The following is a 20,786-nucleotide window of genomic DNA, read 5'->3' on the forward strand; positions in this document are numbered from 1 at the left end:
CCTGCCTGACGGCAGGCCATTACCGGCCCGCACACAAAAAATCTGACAGTCCCGGACAACCTACTGGCTGCCCTGCCCACCCTCACAAAGGACTGCCCCCCTCACTCCGTCGTCGCAGCAAGACTGGCCATCAAAGCCAACTGCAGCTTCTCCACCAGCGTATCCACCTGCGCGACACCAATGGTCAACGGCGGCAAAAACCGAACCACGGCGCCATGTCGCCCGCCCAGTTCGAGAATCACGCCTTCGCGTAGGCAATTGTGCTGAATCGCCTTGGCCAGCACGCCGTCGCCTGCCGGCACCCGGCCCTGGCCGGCAGCCGTGGAAACGATCTCGATCCCGACCATCAGGCCGCGCCCACGCACATCGCCGATGCACGGGAAATCCCGCTGCAACTGGCGCAGACGGGTCATCAGGTAGTCGCCCATGCGCTCGGCGTTGGCCACCAGCCCCTGCTCCTCGATGAAGTTCAGGGCTGCTGTGCCGGCGGCCATTGCCAGTTGGTTGCCGCGGAAGGTTCCGGCGTGTGAACCGGGCTTCCACAGATCCAGTTCTGGCTGATAGACCACCACCGCCAGCGGCAGGCCGCCGCCGACGGCCTTGGAAATCACCACCACGTCCGGCGTGATGTCGGCGTGTTCGAAGGCGAACATCCGCCCGGTGCGGCCGATACCGCTCTGCACTTCGTCGATGATCAGCACCACGCCGTGCGCTTGGGTCAGTTTGCGCAGCCCCTGCAGCCAGCGGGTCGGCGCCGGTATCACCCCGCCCTCGCCCTGCACCACCTCCACCACCACCGCCGCCGGCAGCGGCACGCCGGACTCCGGATCGCTCAGCAGTTGCTCGATGTAGCTCAGCCCCGCGTCGATACCCGCCTCGCCGCCAATCGAAAACGGGCAGCGATAGTCATAGGGGTACGGCAATACCTGCACATCGGGCATCAGCGAGCCCGGCAGTTGTTTCGGCCCCAGATTGCCCATCAGGCTCAGGGCGCCGTGGGTCATGCCGTGGTAGCCGCCGGAGAAACAGAACACGCCCTTGCGCCCGGTAGCGATCTTCGCCAGCTTGATCGCCGCCTCGATGGCGTCCGCTCCGGTCGGCCCGCAGAACTGGATCCGCGCCTGGGCGAAAGAGGGCGGCAAGGCCTTGAACAGGGTTTCGACAAACAGATCCTTGACCGGGGTGGTCAGGTCCAGGGTGTGCAGCGGCACGCCGCTGTCCAGGGTGGCGCGCATCGCCGCCACCGTGCACGGATGGTTGTGCCCCAGCGCCAGGGTGCCGGCACCGGCCAGGCAGTCCATGAACAGTTGCCCACGGGTGTCCTGCACATAGATCCCGTGCCCCTGCTTGAGCGCCAGCGGAATGCGCCGTGGGTAAGAGCGCGCATTCGACTCGCGGGCGGCCTGGCGTTCGAGCAGTGGGTCAGCGTCGAAATGGCGCGGGGCCTGACGACGAAAATGGGCAAGGCTGAACGGCGAAAACTCAACGTCTTCCATGGAGCATTCCCTCAGTGGCGCGCGATCAGCGCGGGTCGGCCGATTGCAGCGCCAGGCGAAGGCTCAGCGGGCGCATGTCCGTCCAGTTCTGTTCGATCCAGGCCAGGCACTGGGCCTTGTCGCCCTGCTGGCCGACCGCACGCCAGCCTTCGGGCAGGACTTTGTAGTCCGGCCAGATGGAGTACTGCTCCTCGTGATTGACCACCACCACGAACCCGCTGTCAGCCTTATCCCAATTCATTTCAGAGTCCTTGAACGAGCGTTTTTCAATGGATCCCGGCGGCCCGAAACGAGGCTGCAGCCGAGGTGCAATAATGCGCTGCGAATGCTAATTAATATCATTAACACTTGCCATATCTTTCGTATATATTTCTGTCCGGGCCGTTGACGGCCCCGTAATGGCTTTACGCCATGAACACGATAAGAACAGAGGAGCAAGCTCATGGGACGAGGTGTCGGGCAAATCAATGGCCTGTCGATGCAAGCACTTTTGCCGGACCGCAACCTGCCGTTGCTGGTCACGCCAGACCAACCGGGGGCCTGGCAAGTAGAAGCGTTGCAGGCATTGGTGGACGCCAGCCTGCACGAGAGCGGCGCCCTGCTCCTGCGCGGTTTCGATGTCCTCGGCGAACAGGCGTTCCAGGCGTTGGTCCGCAGCTTCGGCCACCCGCTGCTCAACTACGAATTCGGCTCCACCCCGCGCAAGGCGATCGAACAGGGGGTGTACACCTCCACCGAATACCCGGCGCACCAGGTCATCCCGCTGCACAACGAGCAGTCCTACACCTTGCAGTGGCCGATGAAGATCTGGTTCCACTGCGTCCAGCCCAGCGTCGAAGGCGGCGAAACGCCGATTGCCGACAGCCGGCAGATTTTCCGCCAGCTTGACCCCGCCCTGCGCCAACGCTTTGAAGACAAGCGCCTGATGTACGTACGCAACTACGGCAACGGTCTCGACCTGCCATGGGAGCAGGCCTTCAACACCGAAGACCGCGCCGTCGCCGAGGCTTACTGCCGGGCCAACCAGATTGAATTCCAATGGAAGGACGATGGCGAACTGCGCACCCGCCAGGTCTGCCAGGCCACCGCTCGCCACCCCGTCACACAGGACCGGGTGTGGTTCAACCAGGCCCATCTGTTCCACGTCTCCAATCTGCCGCCTGCGGTGCGTGAAAGCCTGCTGGATGTGGTCGACGATCCGCTCGACTTGCCGCGCAATGTCTATTACGGCGACGGCAGCGAGCTGGAGGACAGCGCGCTGGCGGAAATCCGTGGGGTACTGGAGCACTGCACCGTGCGCTTCCCCTGGCAGCAAGGCGATGTGCTCATGCTCGACAACATGCTGGTGGCCCATGGTCGCGCCAGTTTCAAAGGGCCGCGGCAAGTGATCGTGGCCATGGCTGAACCGGCTCAGGAGTGACCCCGATGACAACCGCCTACCCGTTGCATCAGGCCAGCGCCGGCCAGCAGGCGCTGTGGCAGAACCACCAGCTCAACCCGACGAGCGCCGCGTACAACATGGTCGCCGCCCGCGAGCTGCGCGCCGACCTCGACCCCGCCGCCCTGTGCCGGGCCTTCACCCGACTGGTCGAACACTGCGAGACCCTGCACTGCGGTTACCGCGAGCAGGACGGCACGCTGTGGATGTACCGCCCCGAACAGCTCCAGGTGAACACCCGCATCGAGCGCATCGACGGCCTCGACAGCGCCGGCGTCACCGCCTGGATCGAGGCGCACGCCGACCAGCCGTTCGACCTGGCAGCGGCGGACATCTGCCGCTTTCACCTGTTGCAGAGCGACGGCCGGCTGTACCTGTGCATGGCCGCGCACCACATCAGCGGGGATTTTCTCAGCGTCGAATGGATGCTCAAGCTGACCTTCGCCGCCTACCATGCCGAGCTCAACGGTGAAGCCCTGGAACTGCCAGCCGCCGGGCTGTATTTCGACTGGCTGGACGAGCAGCGGGCGCTGCTGGCCGAGGACAAACTCAGCGCGGCAGCCAGCTACTGGCGCCATCAACTCAGCGGCAGCCCGAGCGCGCTGGCGCTGCCTGCCGACCGCCCACGTCCACGCACGCCCGGGTTCGCCGGCGGCGAAGTCGAACGCCTGCTCGACCCGGCCCTCAGCAACCGCCTGCGCCAGCTCGCCGAGGAGCAAGGCGTCAGCCTGTACGTGGTGCTGGCGACATTGTTCCAGGTGTTCATGCACCGCTACACCGGCCAGGATGATTTCCTCATCGGCACGCCGACCATGGACCGGCACAAGGCCCGCTACAAACACCTGATCGGCTTCACCCTGAACTCCCTGCCGCTGCGCGCGCGCTTCGCCCATGCCCCGAGCCTGGCCGATTGCCTGCGCGACACCGCCCAGCAAATGCGCGAGGGCCTGCGTCATCGCCGCTATCCGGCGGCGCGCCTGCAGCAGGAGATCGAGAGCGGTCCCCTGTTTCATTGCATGATGACCTACATGCCAAGCCGCCGTGACGACGCCTTCGCTGACTACAGCGTGCGCGAGCACCTGTTTACCCAGCGCGGTGCGGCCAACGAACTCAACCTGCGCTGGCAGGATGACGGCGTGCACCTGCTCGCGCAGTGGCGCTATCGCAGCGACCTGTTCGACGCCAACCGCATCGCCCAGTTGGCCGAGGACTTCGCCTGGTTCGCCGGCAATGCCCTCGCTCAGGTCGACAGCCCGGTGCACCAACTGGCCGCCACACCGCCGGCCAACCGCGCACGCCGCGTCGGGGCCAGCCAGGCGCCCGCCTTCGCCACCGCCGTGGCGGCCTTCGAGCACCAAGTGCAAGCCCACGGCCAGCGCATCGCCCTGCGCGACGCCGACGGGAGCCTGAGCTACAGCGTTTTGGATCAAGCTGCCAGCGAACTGGCCGGACGCCTGAGGGAAGCCGGTGCTGCTGCCGGGCAGATCATCGCCATCGCTTTGCCGCGCAGCCGCGCGCTGATCACCGCCATGCTCGCCAGCTGGAAACTCGGCGCCGCCTACCTGTGCCTCGACCCTGCCCTGCCCACCGCGCGCCAACAGCAACTGCTCGACGACAGCGGCGCCAGCGTACTGATCGACCCCGCGCAGACCCTCCACAGCCTGCGCCCAGGCACCCAGGTTGCACAGGGCGTCGCCCATCCACAGCAACTGGCCTATCTGATTTACACCTCCGGCTCCAGCGGTACGCCCAAGGCCGTCCGGGTCACCCAAAGCAATTTGCTGCACTACGCCGACGCCGTGCTCAAGCCGCTGGCCCTGAATCCCGAGGCCAGCCTGACCGCCCTGGCCAGCGTCGCTGCGGACCTGGGCTACACCGCCTGGTTCGGTGCGCTGCTCAGCGGTCGCACCCTGCAATTGATCAGCGACGAGCTGGCCAGCGACCCGGAAGCACTCGCCCGGTACTGGGCGGCCAACCCGGTCGACTGCCTGAAGATCGTGCCGTCGCACCTGGCGGCCCTGCTCGCCGTGGCCGAGCCGCAACGCCTGCTGCCACGCCAGTGCCTGGTGCTCGGCGGCGAAGGCCTGGACCTGGCGCTGGTCAAGCGCCTGCGCGACCTTGCACCGACCTGCCGCATCGTCAATCACTACGGTCCCACCGAAACCACCGTCGGCTGCCTGACCCACGCCGTGCTGGACCAGGCCCCGAGCCTTTCCGGCTTCGCCCCGGTTGGCCTGCCGCTGGATAACGTCCAGGTGCACGTGCTCGACCCGCACCTGGCGCTGCTGCCGTTGGGCAGCGTCGGTGAGTTGTACATCGGCGGCGCCGGGGTGGCTGACGGCTACCTCGGCCAACCCGGCCTGACTGCCCGGCAATTCATTCCCGACCCATTCGCCGGCAACGGCCAGCGCCTCTATCGCAGCGGCGATCGCGTGCGCATGCTGGGTAACGGCGCCATCGAGTTCCTCGGCCGAATCGACGATCAGGTGAAGATCCGTGGTTTTCGTGTCGAGCCAGGCGAGGTCGAAGCCGGCTTGCGCGCCTGTGCCGGGGTGCGCGAAGCGGCGGTGATCGCCCGCGCCCTGGGCGAAGGCGAAGCACCCCGACTGATCGCCTACCTGGTGACCGAGACCGGGCTGGACCTTGCGCAGCTGCGCCAGCAACTGGCCGAGCGCCTGCCCGAGCCGCTACTGCCGAGCCTGTACGTCGAACTCGAACGTCTGCCACGCCTGGGCAACGGCAAGGTCGACCGGCACAACCTGCCCCAGCCGGTCCCCCAGCAAGCCCCGACCCAGGCCCTCAGCGCCCCGCGCGACCCGGTCGAAGCGCTGTTGCTGACGCTCTGGTGCGAGGTGCTGGACAAGCCGGCGCTGTCGATTCACGACGACTTCTTTGCCCTCGGTGGCGACTCGATCATGGCCCTGCAACTGATCGCCAAGGCGCGCAAGGCACAGCTCAAGTTCACCCCCAAACATTTCTTCGCCCACCCCACCATCGCTCGCCTCGCGGCCACCCTGGACTCACCGCTGAAAGACCTGGAGGCGCAGTTGCTGGCCGTCTGGCGGGACGTCCTGGAGCGTCCGGACCTCAGCCGCGAGGACGACTTTTTCAGCGTCGGCGGCGACTCGATCATCGCCCTGCAAGTGATCGCCAAGGCGCGCAAGCGGGGCTTGAAATTCAGCCCGAAAGAACTGTTCGCCCAGCCACGGATCGACGCCCTGGCCCTGCTCCTCACTCAGCGCCCAGCGGCCCAGCCCGCGCCTGTGGCAGCGCCCGCCCTGCCGTCGGTGGCACTCAGCGTCGAGCAACGGCAACCGCTGCAAGCCCTGCTCGGCACTGCCCTGGAAGACGCCTACCCGCTGTCGCCGCTGCAAAAAGGCCTGCTGTTCCATAGCCTGCTGGAAGGCGCCAGCGGCGTGTACGTCAACCAGTTGCAGGCCGAACTGCAAGGCCCGCTGGACGCCGAACGCTACCTGGCGGCCTGGCACGCCACCTTCGCCGCCCATCCGCTGATGCGCACGGCAATTGTCTGGCAAGGTCTGGATGAGCCGATGCAAGGCGTGTGCAGTGCCTTGACCCTGCCCGTGCAACGCCTGGACTGGAGCGCGCTCACCCCGGCGCAACGCCAGCAGGCCCTGGATGATTACTGCCAGGCCGACCGCGCGCAAGGTTTCGACCCGCAGCGCCCGCCGCTGCAACGCGTGGCGCTGATCCACCTCGACGCACAGCACAGCTGGTTGATCTGGAGCCGCCATCACCTGATCGCCGACGGCTGGAGTTCGGTGATGCTGATGGAGGAAATCCTCGCCCGCTACAACGGCCTCGCCGTGCCCTCGCGTCCGCCTTACCGCGACTACATCGCTTGGCTCGCTGCACAGCCGGCCGAGCACAGCCTGCAGTACTGGCAGCAACACCTGGCACAGTTTGAAGGCGTCGGTACGCTGCCAGCGCTGAACCCGGCCGAACCCGGCAGCCAATCCCGCTACCACAGCCGCAGCCTGCGCCTGAGTGAAGCCCAAAGCAGCCGTCTGAACGCCCTTGGCAAGGCCTGCCGAGTGACCCTCAACACCCTGATGCAAGCGGCCTGGGGCCTGTTGCTGGCGCGCAGCAACAACCACACCGAGGTGCTGTTCGGTGTCACCAGCAGTGGCCGCCCGGACGCCCTGGCCGATGCCGGGCAGATGCTCGGCGTGTTCATCAATACCCTGCCGTTGCGCCTGCAGATCGCCCCGGGCATGGCGCTGGGCGACTACCTGCAACAGGTGCAGGCGATCAGCGTGGCCATGCGCGAGCACGAGCAAACGCCGCTGGCGCAGATCCTCCAACAGCATCCACGGGGTGCCGGGCTGTTCGACACCCTGCTGGTGTTCCAGAACCTGCCGGCCCTCAGCGAGCGCCAGTTGCAGGCGGGCGAGCTGACCTTCAAGGTCCTCGATAACCTCGAACAAACCAGCTACGGCCTGACCGTCGAAGTGCTGCCCGGGCGCTGCTTGGAAGTGCTGTTCAGCGCCGATGCCCAACGCCTCCCTGCGTCCGCGCTGGAGCGTCTGAGCGACGATCTGCTGAACCTGTTGCTGGCACTCGACAGCCCGTTGGACACCCGCCTGGAACAACTGAGCACACTCGGCCCGACCCAGCATCAACGCCTACTCGACTGGGGCCTGAACCCGGCCGACTTTGACCTCGAGCACAGCTGGGAAGCGCGGGTGGCCGCTCAGGTCGCCGCGCACCCCGAGCGCATCGTCGCGCGCTGCGCCGGGCAGTCGCTGACCTATGCCCAGCTGTGGCAGCAGTCCGAGCGCCTGGCCCGGGGCCTGCAAGCGCTGGGCGCGCAACCCGAGCGACCGGTGGCGTTGTTGGCCGAGCGTGGCATCGAATGGTTCTGCCTGATGGTCGCGACCCTGCGTGCCGGTTGTGGCTGGTTGCCGCTGGAACCCTCGCAGCCGCCCGCGCGCTGGCAGCAGGTGCTGGCGCGCCTGGAGCAGCCGCTGGTGATTTGCAGCGAGGCCTATGCCGAGCCGCTGGCGTCGGTCTACCAGGGCCACCGCGCGCGGCCCTCGGACCTGCTGGAAATGAGCGCCACCGGCATCCTCCCGCAGCAGCCGGCGCGCCCCGATCAACTGGCCTACGTGCTGTTCACTTCCGGCTCCACCGGCCAGCCAAAAGGGGTGATGGTGCCCCAGGCCGGCATGCTCAATAACATGCTCGCCAAGCTGCAGCCACTGGACCTGAACGCCGACGACGTGATCGCCCAGACCGCCCCGGCCTGCTTCGACATTTCGGTCTGGCAGACCCTCACCGCGCCGTTGTTCGGCGCCTGCGTGGAGATCATCGGCGACGCGCTGGTGCGTGATCCGCAAGCCCTGCTGCAACTGCTGCGCGAGCGCCGCGTCAGCCTGTTCGAACCGGTGCCGGCATTGCTCCAGGCCATGCTCGAAAGCCTCGATGACCAGCCACTGGCGCTGCCCCATTTACGCTGGGTCCTGCCGACCGGCGAAGCACTGCCGGTGGCCACCGCCCAACTGTGGTTCCGTCACTACCCGCAGATACCGTTGATGAACGCCTACGGCCCGGCCGAATGCTCCGATGACGTGGCCTTCCAGCCGCTGTATCAGGCACCCGCGCAAGGCGCCAACGTGGCCATCGGCCGACCCACCGCCAACGCCGAACTCTACGTCCTCGGTCACGACCTGCAACCGGTCGCCGCCGGGGTGGTCGGCGAGCTGGCCATCGGCGGCATCGGTGTCAGCCGTGGTTATTTGGGTGACCCTGGGCGCACCGCCGCCAGCTTCATCCCCAATCCGTTCGGCGCACCGGGCAGCCGCCTGTACCTCAGTGGCGACCTGGCCCGCTGGGACGCCGACGGCGTGCTGCAGTACCTGGGGCGCAAAGACTTCCAGCTCAAGTTGCGCGGTTTCCGCATCGAACCGGGGGAGATCGAGGCGCATCTGGAGCGCCACCCCGACGTACTGCGGGCCATGGTCAACCTGCAAAACCTCGGTGGCAGCGACCTGTTGGTGGGCTACTGGCAAGGCCGCAGCGGCCATGGGCTGACGGACGCCCAGTTGGCCCAACACGTGCGCGATAGCCTGCCGGCGTACATGGTGCCGTCACTGTGGGTGGCCATGGACAGCTGGCCGACCAACGCCAACGGCAAGGTCGATCGCAAGGCCCTGCCGTTGCCGTCGTTGCAACACGCAGAGGTCGAACCCCTGGTCAGCGCCCACGAGCATCTGCTGGGCGAGTTGTGGGCGGCATTGTTGCCTGAGCAGCCTCTGGGCCGCAGCAGCCACTTCTTCGAAGCCGGCGGCCACTCGCTGCTGGCTACCCGCTTGATCGCCCGCATCCGCCAGCGCTGCGCCCTGGAACTGCCGCTGCGCAGCGTGTTCGAGACCCCGCTGCTGTGGCAACTGGCCGGGCGTCTCGACGCGCTGGCCGCCGAGCCCACTCAGGCTGTGGCGGGTCCGCAGTTGCTGGCATTGCCGCGCCAGGCCCATATGCCGGTGTCGCTGAGTCAGCAACGGCTGTGGATGGTCGACCGCCTGCACGGCCCATCGGCGTCCTACAACATGGCCGCCAGCCTGACCTTGAACGGTCCACTGGAGATGCCTGCGCTGCGTGCCACTTTCAATGCGCTGCTCGCCCGTCACGAAGTCCTGCGCAGCGCCTACCACGACATCGACGGCGAGCCGATCATGCTGATCGCCGAGCACCTCGAGCTGGAGGTCGGCCTGCGTGACCTCAGCGCCATGGATCAAACCCAGCGCCTGCAGATCGCCGAACAGGAGAGCCTGGACAACCTGCGCCTGCCGTTCGACCTGCGCCAGGCGCCGCTGATCCGCGCCCGGGTACTCAAGTTCGGCGATCAACAGCACCTGCTGTTGCTGGCACTGCACCACATGGTCGCTGACGGCTGGTCGGTGGGCGTGCTGGTCAATGAATTCAGCCAGCTCTATGCAAGCTATCGCGACGGCCAGCAGGCATCGCTGCCGGCCCTGGCGGTGCAGTACGCCGACTACGCCGCCTGGCAACGGCAATGCCTGCAAGGCCCGGCGCTGGAGCGCGAAGTCGACTTCTGGCAACGCCAACTGCATGGCGCGCCCCAGGTGCTGGCTTTGCCGTGCGACTGGCCACGCCCCGCGCAGGCTGACGCCCGTGGCGCCGCCAAAGCGCTGGAGATCCCTGGGCCGCTGCTGGCGCGCCTCGACGCCCTGGCCCTGGCCGAAGGCGTCAGCCTGTACATGCTGCTGCTGGCCAGCTTCGAACTGCTGCTGCACAGCGTCACCGGTGCCGACGACCTGTTGCTCGGCACCGACGTCGCCGGCCGCGAGCACGCCGATCTGGAAGGCTTGATTGGCTTCTTCGTCAACGTCCTGCCGTTGCGCTCGCGGCGCCTGGCCGGCGAGACCCTGCGCGAGTTCCTCGGCCGCACCCGCGACACCTGCCTGCAAGCTTTGGAGCACCAGGCGCTACCGTTCGACCGTATCGTCGAGGCCGCGCAAGTGCCACGGGAGCGCAGCCGCAACCCGCTGGTGCAAGCCTTGTTCGTGCTGCAGAACACCCCGACCCAGGCGTTCTCGATCCCCGGGCTCGAGGTGCGCATGCAGCCTGCGGCCGAGCGCACCAGCAAGTTCGACATGGCGCTGTTCCTCGAGCGTGACGGCGACCTCATGCGCGGCGACTGGGTGTACGCCCGTGCGCTGTTCAAGGGCGAGCGCATCGACGCGCTGATCGGCGCCTGGCTGGAACTGCTGCACCAGGTGGTCGAGCAACCGCACGCCGCCCTGACCCAATTCACCGTCACGCTGCCCTCCGTGGAGACACCGGCCTTGGCCAAACCCGCCCCTTCATCCAGCAAGCTCGACAAGCTGAAAAAGCTGCCGACCCGCGCCGCTGCCCCACGGCCATTGATTCGCACCTCGGCGCTGTTGCCGGGCCACGAGTTCCCGCTGCTGATCGAACCCGTTGCCGCCGACCTCGACCCGGTGGCCTGGGCCCACAGTTCGCGGGACCTGATCGATAGCCTGCTGTGCCAGCACGGCGGCCTGTTGTTCCGTGGCTTCGCCCTCGACGATCCGAAAGCCTTCGAAGCCTTTGCCGAAGCCATTCATCCCGGGCTGTTCGGTGGCTACGGCGACCTGCCGAAAAAGGAAGGCGGTCGCAATATCTACCGCTCCACGCCTTACCCCGAGCGCGAGATGATCCTGTTCCATAACGAGAGCTCGCACCTGCCGCGCTCGCCGCGCAAGCAGTGGTTCTACTGCGAGCAGCCATCGCCGGTGGGTGGCGCCACGCCGATTGTCGACTGCCGCACGCTGTACCGGCAGTTGCCGACGGAGTTGGCCGAGGCCTTCGAACGCAAGGGCTTGCTCTACGTGCGCACCTTCACCGAGCGCCTCGACGTCAACTGGCGGGAATTCTTCAAGACCGACAGCCGCGAGCAGGTGGAAGCCCTGTGCCGGGCCAGCCATACCGAGCTGCGCTGGCTGGCCAATGACGAGCTGCAAACCCGCACCCGCTGCCCGGCCGTGATCCGTCATCCGCTGAGTGGTGAGCGCAGTTTCTTCAACCAGTTGCAGCTGCACCACACCTTCTGCCTCGAGCCCCAGGTACGTCAGGACCTGCTGAGCATGGTGGGCCAGGAGCGCATGCCGCGTCAGGTGTACTTCGGCGACGGCAGCCCGATTGACGACACCAGCATGGCCCTGATCGGCGAGCTCTACGAAGCCTGCGCGGTGCGTTTCGATTGGCAGCGCGGGGACGTGGTGATGCTCGACAACCTGATCGCCGCCCACGCCCGCGACCCGTACGAAGGTCCACGCAAGATCGCTGTCGCCATGGGCGACATGCATGAACCGGCCCGGCTGGCCGCCCGCCATGACGCAACCGAACTGCAGGATCAGATCACCCAATGAACGACTCCATGGAGCTGCACCAAGACCTGCCATTGAGCGCCGAACAGGCCCTGGCCATCCACCTTGACCGCGCGCCCCTGCACCTCGGCATCAACCTGGTCGGGCCGTTGCAGGCCGGGCGCCTGTACGAGACCTTGCTGCAGGTGATTGAACGCCACGACAGCCTGCGCGTGGCCCTGCGGCCTTCGACCCTGTACCGCAATCTGCGCCAGAGCCTGGTCGACAGCGCCCTCGATTGGCATCAACTGGAAATCGACCAGCAGGCCGCAGCCGAGGCCCTGGCCGCGCAACCGCTGGCCATCGATCAGGGACGCCTGGTGCGCGCCATCCTGCGTCCTCTGGCTGCCGAGCACTGGCGCCTGGACCTGTACGTCGCCGCTTGCGCCGCTGACCGCCTGAGCCTGCAGAACCTGCTGGGCGAACTGGCCGCGCTGTATGCCCAGCCCGACGCGGTGCTGGACGATGCCTTCCAGTACAGCCAGTACGTGGAGTGGCGCCACGACCTGGACGCCGACGAACACGCCCCGGACGGCCGCGCCTACTGGGCCAGCCTCGGCCTGGACGAGCTGGCGCCGCTGCGCCTGGGCGGCCGCCTGGAAGCGGCGGCGGACGCAGCGGGCAACGCCGTCGAGCAAGCCCTGCCCGATGCGCTGCAAGCACTTGCACCGCGTTTCGATCAGACCCCGGGCACGCTGCTGCAGGCTGCCTGGTGGGCGCTGCTGGCGCGCATTAGCGGCAACCACGCACTCATGGGTGGCTGGCAACAGGACTGCCGCTTCGACTATGAGGTCATGGCGAACGGCATCGGCGTCTACGAAAAAATCCTCCCACTGGCCCTCGCGCCGCAGCTGGAACAGCCCTTCAGCACCTGGCTGCACCAGTTCGCCGAACAGCTCGACAACCACACTCAGCAGCAGGAACACTGGAACGTCGCCGATCCCGCCGTGACGTCTCAGCGTACGGTCGGCTTCAACCTGGTGCGCCACGCTGCGCCATGGGTCAGCGGCGGCCTGCACTGGTCGGTCGACGCCCTGCCTGCGGTCGACCCGGGCTTCGAACTGGCGCTGCAAGTGAGCATCGACGAACACGACCGGGTGCAGTCCTTGAGCGTACAGTCGCCCACCGCGCAGTACGCCGAGGCCGACTTGCGCATTCTGTTGGAGCAATATGTCCAACTGCTCCAGGCACTGCTTGAACAACCGCATCAGTGTGCCTTGAGCGAACTGCCACTGAGCACTGCGGCGCACCTGGCCCTGCACAAACACTTGTGCGGCGCGCAACGCGACTTTGGCAACCGCCCGGTGATCGAGCGCCTGGCCCACTGGGCGCAGCACACTCCCGATGCCCCGGCGCTGGAGGACGGCGCGCAACGCCTGAGCTATGCGCAACTGCACCACGAGGTCGAACACTTGGCTGGCGTGCTGCAGGCACGCGGCATCGGTCGCGGCAGCCATGTCGCGTTGCTGCTGCCACGCTCGGCGCCGCTGCTGCTGGCACTGCTTGCCGTGCAGCGCGCCGGCGCCGCCTATGTGCCGCTGGACCCAGCATGGCCGGCGGCACGCGTTGAGCGGATCCTCGCCGACGCCCAACCGCAACTGCTGATTGGTGACGCCCAGGGCATCCCCCTCGCCGAACTGCTCGACAGCCCCGCCACCGCTCCGGTCAACCGCACTGTCGCCCTCGATGATGCGGCGTACCTGCTCTACACCTCCGGCACCAGCGGCGAGCCCAAGGGCGTGATGATCGAACAGGGACAACTGCTCAACTACAGCGCTGCGGTCAGCGAGGCTTTGGACCTTGCACAGTGCAGCCGCTTCGCCCTGATTTCTTCAGTAGCCGCCGACCTGGGCAACACCACCCTCTATGCGGCGCTGTGGACCGGTGGTTGCCTGGTGCTGGCTGACGATCAGGCCAGCCGCGATGCCGCCGCCTTCACCCGCTTTCTCGACGCCAGCCAGATCGACTGCCTGAAGATCGTCCCCTCGCACCTGGCCGCGCTGCTTGAAGGCCAGCAGGCGATCAGCCTGCCACCGGTGCTGATCCTTGGCGGTGAAGCCTGCCTGGGCGCCCTGCGCCAGCGCATCGGCGAATTGGCGCCCGGCAGCCGCGTGCACAACCATTACGGCCCGACCGAAACCACGGTCGGCGTGCTCTACAGCCTCGACCAGAGCACCGAGCCACGGGTCGCGCTGCCCCTGCAACACGCCCTGGCCAATACCTGGACCCGGCTGCTGGAAGCCACCCCGAGCGGCCTGCAGCACGCGCCGATTGGCGCCCTGGCTGAGCTGTACATCGGCGGCGCGCAAGTCTGCCGTGGCTACCTGAATCGGACCTCCGATGCCTTTGTCGACGACCCGCTGCAACCGGGCCAGCGCCTGTACCGCAGCGGCGACCTGGGGCGGCTATCGGCCAGCGGCCAACTGCATCTGGCTGGGCGCGTCGACAAACAGATCAAGGTCCGTGGTTTCCGGGTCGAGCCCGGTGAACTGGAAGCGGCACTGCTGAGCCTCGAGGGCGTCAGCCAGGCGGTGGTGCAGTACCGCGACGGCCAGTTGCTCGCCCATGCCGTGAGCCGGCGCGACAGCGCCACGCTGATCGGCGAGTTGCGCGGACGGCTGCCGGATTATCTGCTGCCGGCGCAATTGCTTTGCCTGAGCGAACTGCCACGCCTGGCCAACGGCAAGGTCGACCTCGCCGCACTGCCCAGCGCCAATCGCCAGATCGCCGAGCAGGTGGCGCCACGGGATGCCCTCGAGGCGCTGCTGGCCGACCTGTATCAGGAGCTGCTGGAACGTCCGAGCCTGAGCATCACCGACAGCCTGTTCGACCTCGGCGGCCATTCGCTGATCGTCATCAAGCTGTGCACCCGCCTGCGCAGCCTGCTGCAAGTGGAAGTGCCACCTGCGCTGGTGTTCGACCATCCGAGCGTGGCGGCGCTGGCCGAGGCCATGCGCGCCGGCGAAAGCCAGCCGGGCAAGCTGCTGAAAGTCGCCGAGCTGCGACGCATGCTCGCGGCCATGTCGCCGCAAGAGCGCGAGGCCCTGCAGGTCCGCGCGCAGTCCGCCAACCCTTCCCGGAGCTGATGCCATGCAACTCGACCCCCAACAACTGGCCGAGCGGATTGCCAGGCTCGCCCCGGAAAAACGCCAGGCCTTCGCCGCCGCCCTCGCCGCTCAAGGCTACGCCCTCAGCCGCCTGCCGATCGTTGCCGCCAACGAGCCCGGCCCGCACCCGCTGTCGTGGGCGCAGCAGCGCCTGTGGTTCCTGCACTGCCTGGACCCGCAGAGCGGCGCCTACAACATGCCGGCGGCACTGCGCCTGCGCGGCAGCCTGGACAGCGCCGCGCTACAACGCAGCTTCGACCAGTTGATCGCCCGCCACGCGATTCTGCGCAGCACCTTCGATGAAGTCAGCGGCCAACCGCGCCAGACAGTGCATGCCTCGCTGCCGATGCCCCTGACCCGGGCGGATCTCTCATCGATACCCGCCGAGCAACGCGCCATGCGCCTGCAACAGCTGATCGACAGCGAAAGCAATCGGCCCTTCGACCTGAGCCAGGCACCGCTGCGTGGCCTGCTGGCGCAGCTCGACGTCGACGAGCATGTGCTGATCCTCAACGCCCAGCACATCGTCGCCGACGGCTGGTCGCTGAGCATTCTGGTCAAGGAGCTGACCGCGCTCTACAGCGCCGCCCTACAAGGCCGCGACAGCGACCTGCCGGCCTTGCCGATTCAGTACCACGACTACGCCGTCTGGCAGCAGACCGGCCACAGTGACAGCGCCCTGGCGCCGGAGCTGGCGTACTGGCGTGAGCAATTGGGCGAGGTCCATCCCACCCTGGAATTGCCCACCGACCACCCGCGCCCCCGGCATCCGAGCGGGCGCGCCAGCCGTCAGCAACTGCGCATTGACGCGCCGCTGTGCAAGGCCCTGCGCGAGCTGGCCCAGGCCCGTGGCACCTCGCTGTTCAGCGTGCTGTTGAGCGCCTTCAATGTGCTGCTGTACCGCCTCAGCGGGCAGACTGACCTGCGCGTCGGCGTGCCGGTGGCCAACCGCACCCGGGTCGAGACCGAAGGGCTGATCGGCTGTTTTATCAACACCCTGGTCATGCGCTGCCAACTCGACGGTAAGCAGCCATTCGGCACCGTGCTGGACCAGGTCGAACAGAGCCGCCGCCAGGCACTGGCCCACCAGCAGTTGCCGTTCGAGCGCCTGGTGCAAGCCCTGGAGCCCGAGCGCCAGCTGCAGCATTCGCCGCTGTTCCAGGTGATGTTCAACCTGCTTGACGGCCAGACCCCACGCCGCCTGGCGTTGCCAGGGCTGGAAGTCGACGAGATCGAACGCAACCAGGTCAGCGCGCAGTTCGACCTGGTGCTCACCGTGGTCGAACGGGCGGACGCGCTGGAACTGACCCTCACCGGCAACGCCGACCTGTTCGAGCCTGCCACCCTCGCCGGCCACGGCGCCAGCTATGCCAGCTTGCTGCAAAGCCTGGTCCAGGCGCCGGAAAGCTGCATCGCCCAACTGCCGCTGTGCAGTGCCGCACAACAGCAACGGCTATTGGCCGACTGCCAGGCGTCGCTGGTCCTCGAGCCGACGCCGCAACTGGTGCACCTGCGCCTCGCCGCGCAAGCGGCGGCACAGCCTGAGCGCATTGCGCTGATCCATGACGACAGCAGTTGGAACTACGCCACCCTGCAGCAGCGCGCCGACTTGATCAGCCGCCACCTGCTGGCGCAGGACCTGCCCGCCGAAGCGCGCATCGGCCTGTGCCTGCCGCGCGGCCTGGACATTGTCGCGGCGGTATTCGGCACGCTGAATGCTGGCCTGACTTTCGTGCCGCTGGACCCGCAGTTCCCCAGCGAGCGCCTGGCCCACATGATCGACGACGCCGACATCCGCCTGGTGCTGGTGGCCCCGGAGACCGCAGCGATCATGGCGCCGTACCAGCGCCCGTGCCTCGACGTCACCGGCCTGGACGCCAACGCCGCAGCGCTGGCCGGGGTGCCGAGCAGCCGTGCGGTGCATCGCGAACAACTGGCCTATGTCATCTACACCTCCGGCTCCACCGGCAAGCCCAAGGGCGTGGCGATCACCCATCGTTCGCTGGCCGGCTACACCGAAGTCGCGCGCACCTACTACGGCGTCGAGGCCGATGATCGGGTGCTGCAGTTCTCGACCTTCAACTTCGATGGTTTCGTCGATCAGCTATTCCCACCGCTGATGTGCGGCGCGGCCCTGGTGGTGCGCGGCCCCGAGCTGTGGGACAGCCGCGAGTTCCATGGGCGACTGTATCGCCACCGGATCACCGTCGCCGCCTGCCTGACCACCGCCTATTGGTTCCAGTTGGCCCAGGATTTCGCCCAGCAACCGTACGCGGCCTACGGCGAATTGCGCCTGGTCAGCGTCGGCGGCGAAGCCATGCCCAGCGCCGGCGTGGACGCCTGGCGCAAGGCCGGCCTGGCCCCGGTGCGCCTGCTGAACATCTACGGCCCCACGGAAATCACCGTGGTCTCGAGCATCCAGGACTGCAGCGCGCTGCTGGCCCGCGGGCCACTGCCGCTGCAACTGCCGATCGGCGCACCGCTGCGGGGTCGCGCCTATTACCTGCTGGACCGCGACGACAACCTGGCGCCGCCGGGCGTTCCGGGCGAGCTGTGCATCGGTGGCGAGCTGCTTGCGCGCGGTTACCACGATGTGCCCGGCCTGACCGCCGAGCGCTTTTGCCCCGATCCGTACGGCCCACCCGGCAGCCGGATGTATCGCACCGGCGACCTGGCGCGGCGCCTGGACGACGGCACCTACGAGTACCTGGGGCGGATCGACCAGCAGGTCAAACTGCGCGGTTTTCGGGTCGAGCTCAGCGAAATCGAGTCGCACCTGCGCAGCCACCCGAACGTCCGCCAGGCCCTGGCGCTGGTGCGCGAAGACCGTCCCGGCGACCGCCGACTGGTGGCCTACCTGGTGTCGCACGACCAGCCGGTGGAGGCCGCCGAACTGCGCCAGCACCTGGCCGCCCACTTGCCCGACTATATGCTGCCCTCGGCGTTCGTGAGCTTGGCGCAGATGCCCATGACCCCCGGCGGCAAACTCAACCGCGCGGCCCTGCCGGTACCCGACTACAGCGTTCAGGGCAGCAGCCAGCGCGCGCCGCAAAGCGCCCGTGAAGAGCAGATGCTGGCGCTCTGGCAAGAGGTCCTCGGCCAGCAGGCAATCGCCATGGATGACAACTTCTTCGCCATGGGTGGCCACTCGCTGCTGGCCGCGCAACTGATGGCGCGCATTCGCCTGACGCTGAAGCTTGAGCTGCCACTGCGCTGCCTGTTCGAGGCGCCGACCATCGCCCAACTGGCCACCCTGCTGGACGACGCCAACGCTGACCAGCAGGCGCCGATCGGCCTCGCCGCGTTGCCCGCCGACGGCCGTCGCCTGCTGTCCCATGCCCAACAGGGCATGTGGCTGGTGCAGGCGATGCAGCCCGACAGCCCGGCCTATCTGATCCCCAGCGCCGCCCGGCTGCTGGGCCGACTTGACCTTGGCGCTTTGCAGCAGGCGTTCCAGATCCTCAGCCTGCGCCACGAGGCGCTGCGCAGCAGCTTCCACGAAGAGGACGGCACACTGCATGTGCAGGTACAGGACGCCATCGAGCTGCCGCTGGACCTGCATGACCTCAGCCAGCTACCCCAGGCCGAGCAGGAGGCCAGCGCCCGACAGTTGCTGATCGAACTGGCGACGCGGCCGATCGACCTGCGCCAGGCACCGCTGCTGCGCCTGCATCTGCTGCGCTTGGACGCTGAGCAACACCTGCTGTTGCTGGTGATGCACCACATCGTTTCCGATGGCTGGTCGATGGGCGTGCTGGTGCGCGAACTTAGCCAGCTCTACAGCGCCGCCCTGAATGGCGAAACCGCGCCCTTGCCGGCACTGGCGGTGCAATACAGCGACTATGCCGCCTGGCAACGCCAACAGCTCGACACCAGCGCCCGCCAACAGCACCTGGATTACTGGCGTCAGGCACTGGGCGACCCCCTGCCACCGCTCGAGCTGAGCAGCTACCGGCCGCGACCGTCGGTGCTCGGCGGCCAGGGCGCACGCTTGGCGTTCCAGATCGACGCCGGCCCTGCCCAGGCGCTGAAACAGCTGTGCCTGAGCCATGGCGCCACTCTGTTCATGGGCTTGCTCGGAGTGCTGCAGCTGAGCCTGTACCTGCACAGCAACCGCACCCAGGCGGTGATCGGCACCGACGTGGCCAACCGCGAACGCAGCGAGACCGAAGGCCTGGTGGGCTTTTTCATCAACCAATTGGCGCTGCGAGGCGACGTTGGCGGCGACCCCAGCTTCAACGCCCTGCTGCAACGCCTGCGGCCTCAGGTGCTGGATGCGTTCAGCCATCAGGCACTGCCCTTCAACACCCTGGTGGAAGCCCTCAACCCTGCGCGCAGCCTGGCCTATAACCCGTTGTTCCAGGTCAAGCTGGTGCTGCAGAACCAACCCGACAGCGCTCTCGAAATGCCGGGCCTGAGGGTGTTGCCGGAACGTATCGAGCACGGTCAATCGCAATTGGACCTGCACCTGAGCATCGAGGAATCCCGGGGCGGCCTGGCCTGCACCCTGAAGTACAACACCGAGCTGTTCGACGGGCACAGCGCCGAGGCCTTTGCCGGAGCGTTCAGCCGCCTGCTCGAGCAGGTGGTCAGCGACCCCGAGCGGCCAATCGAAGCGCTGATCCAGCCGCTGCGCGCGCTGCTTCTCGAACAACGCCTGCAGCACTTGAGCGCGCGTAGCGAACAGAGCCTGGCCCGTCTGGGCAGCAGCCGTCGCCGCACCCGCATCACCATCGACTCTATGGAGGGATAAGACATGAATGGCCCCGCGATTGCCAAGCTCGGCGGCATGCGCCGCAAACCGATCCGTGTGGATGAAGATTCGCTGGTGCGTTTCACGCCGCTCAATCCAGACAGCGTCTACACCGCCGTCTGCCAGCCCACCCGCCCCGGCATCAGCCTGGTGGCGTGGGCCCAGGCCAACCGCGAACTGATCGAGCGCAAGCTGCTCGAGCATGGCGCACTGCTGTTTCGCGACTTCCAGGTCGACACCGCCCAGGCCTTCGACGACTGCATCAGCGCGCTGTCCGGCGGTGCCCTGGAGTACAAATTCCGCGCCTCGCCACGCACCCAGGTCGACCCACGCCTGAACATCTATACCTCCACCGACTACCCCAAGGACCAGCGGATTTTCCCCCACAACGAACACTCCTACTCGCCGGTGTTCCCACTGAAAATCTTCCTGTGGTGCGATATCGCGCCGCTGTCGCGGGGCGAAACCCCGATCGGCGATACCCGGGCCATTACCCGCGCCATCGACCCCGAGATTCGCGAGCGCTTCGCCCGCCTGGGCATCATGTACGTGCGCAACTACGGTGACGGTTTCGGCCTGCCCTGGCAGACCGTGTTTCAGACCGACGACCGCGCCCAGGTGGATGCCTACTGCGCCAGCGTCGGTATCCACACCGAATGGAAAGCCGACGGTCGCCTGCGCACCCGCCAGGTCGGCCCGGCCCTGGTGCAGCACCCGCGTACCGGCGAGACGTTGTGGTTCAACCACGCCACGTTCTTCCATGTCAGCACCCTGCCGGCGAGCGTGCGCGATGCGCTGCAGGCCGACTTTGCCGACGACGACTTGCCGCAGAACACCTTCTATGGCGACGGCAGCCCGATCGAGCCGCCAGTGCTGGAGCACCTGCGTGGCCTCTACCTGCAGCACATGACCGAGTTCCCCTGGCGCCACGGCGACGTGTTGTTGCTGGACAACATGCTCTCGGTGCATGCCCGCAATGAATACGACAGCCCTAGACGCATCCTTGTGTCGATGGCTGAAGCCCTGAACAGCCAGGATGTGGCGCTCAAGCCCTGACGCGCCGCCGAGGTTCACGGTTTT

General features: G+C 67.2%; 7 protein-coding genes. 5 read left to right on the forward strand and 2 right to left on the reverse strand.

Annotation, left to right across the window (positions count from 1 at the left end):
• Nucleotides 1–101: 101 nt before the first annotated feature.
• Together NR126_RS26015 and NR126_RS26020 are read right to left on the reverse strand one after the other, a co-directional pair.
• A complete protein-coding gene (locus NR126_RS26015) occupies nucleotides 102–1,496 on the reverse strand; it encodes a diaminobutyrate--2-oxoglutarate transaminase (RefSeq protein WP_256832287.1) in 1,395 nt (464 codons plus the stop codon).
• A gap of 25 nt (nucleotides 1,497–1,521) precedes the next feature.
• Entirely contained in the window at nucleotides 1,522–1,737 is a 216-nt protein-coding gene (locus tag NR126_RS26020; RefSeq protein WP_027618454.1) for an MbtH family NRPS accessory protein, read from the reverse strand.
• A 201-nt stretch (nucleotides 1,738–1,938) separates the two neighbouring features.
• Between NR126_RS26020 and NR126_RS26025 the strand changes: the two genes are divergently transcribed.
• The 5 genes from NR126_RS26025 to NR126_RS26045 are packed head-to-tail and all read left to right on the forward strand — an operon-like array spanning nucleotide 1,939 to nucleotide 20,762.
• Nucleotides 1,939–2,916 carry a TauD/TfdA family dioxygenase gene (locus tag NR126_RS26025; protein ID WP_256832288.1) on the forward strand — a complete coding sequence of 326 codons (978 nt, stop codon included), beginning with the start codon at nucleotides 1,939–1,941 and terminating at the stop codon, nucleotides 2,914–2,916.
• Between the two features lie 5 nt (nucleotides 2,917–2,921).
• Nucleotides 2,922–11,849, forward strand: coding sequence for a non-ribosomal peptide synthetase (locus NR126_RS26030; RefSeq protein WP_256832289.1), 8,928 nt, complete (start codon nucleotides 2,922–2,924; stop codon nucleotides 11,847–11,849).
• 8 nt (nucleotides 11,850–11,857) lie between these two features.
• Nucleotides 11,858–14,932, forward strand: coding sequence for a non-ribosomal peptide synthetase (locus NR126_RS26035; RefSeq protein WP_256832290.1), 3,075 nt, complete (start codon nucleotides 11,858–11,860; stop codon nucleotides 14,930–14,932).
• A gap of 4 nt (nucleotides 14,933–14,936) precedes the next feature.
• A complete protein-coding gene (locus tag NR126_RS26040) occupies nucleotides 14,937–19,706 on the forward strand; it encodes a non-ribosomal peptide synthetase (RefSeq protein ID WP_256832291.1) in 4,770 nt (1,589 codons plus the stop codon).
• Between the two features lie 3 nt (nucleotides 19,707–19,709).
• Nucleotides 19,710–20,762, forward strand: a complete 1,053-nt coding sequence (locus NR126_RS26045; RefSeq protein WP_256832292.1) for a TauD/TfdA family dioxygenase — start codon at nucleotides 19,710–19,712, stop codon at nucleotides 20,760–20,762.
• The last annotated feature ends 24 nt before the right edge of the window (nucleotides 20,763–20,786 follow it).

The organism is Pseudomonas sp. Pse1 (assembly GCF_024519635.1).
Lineage (GTDB): Bacteria > Pseudomonadota > Gammaproteobacteria > Pseudomonadales > Pseudomonadaceae > Aquipseudomonas.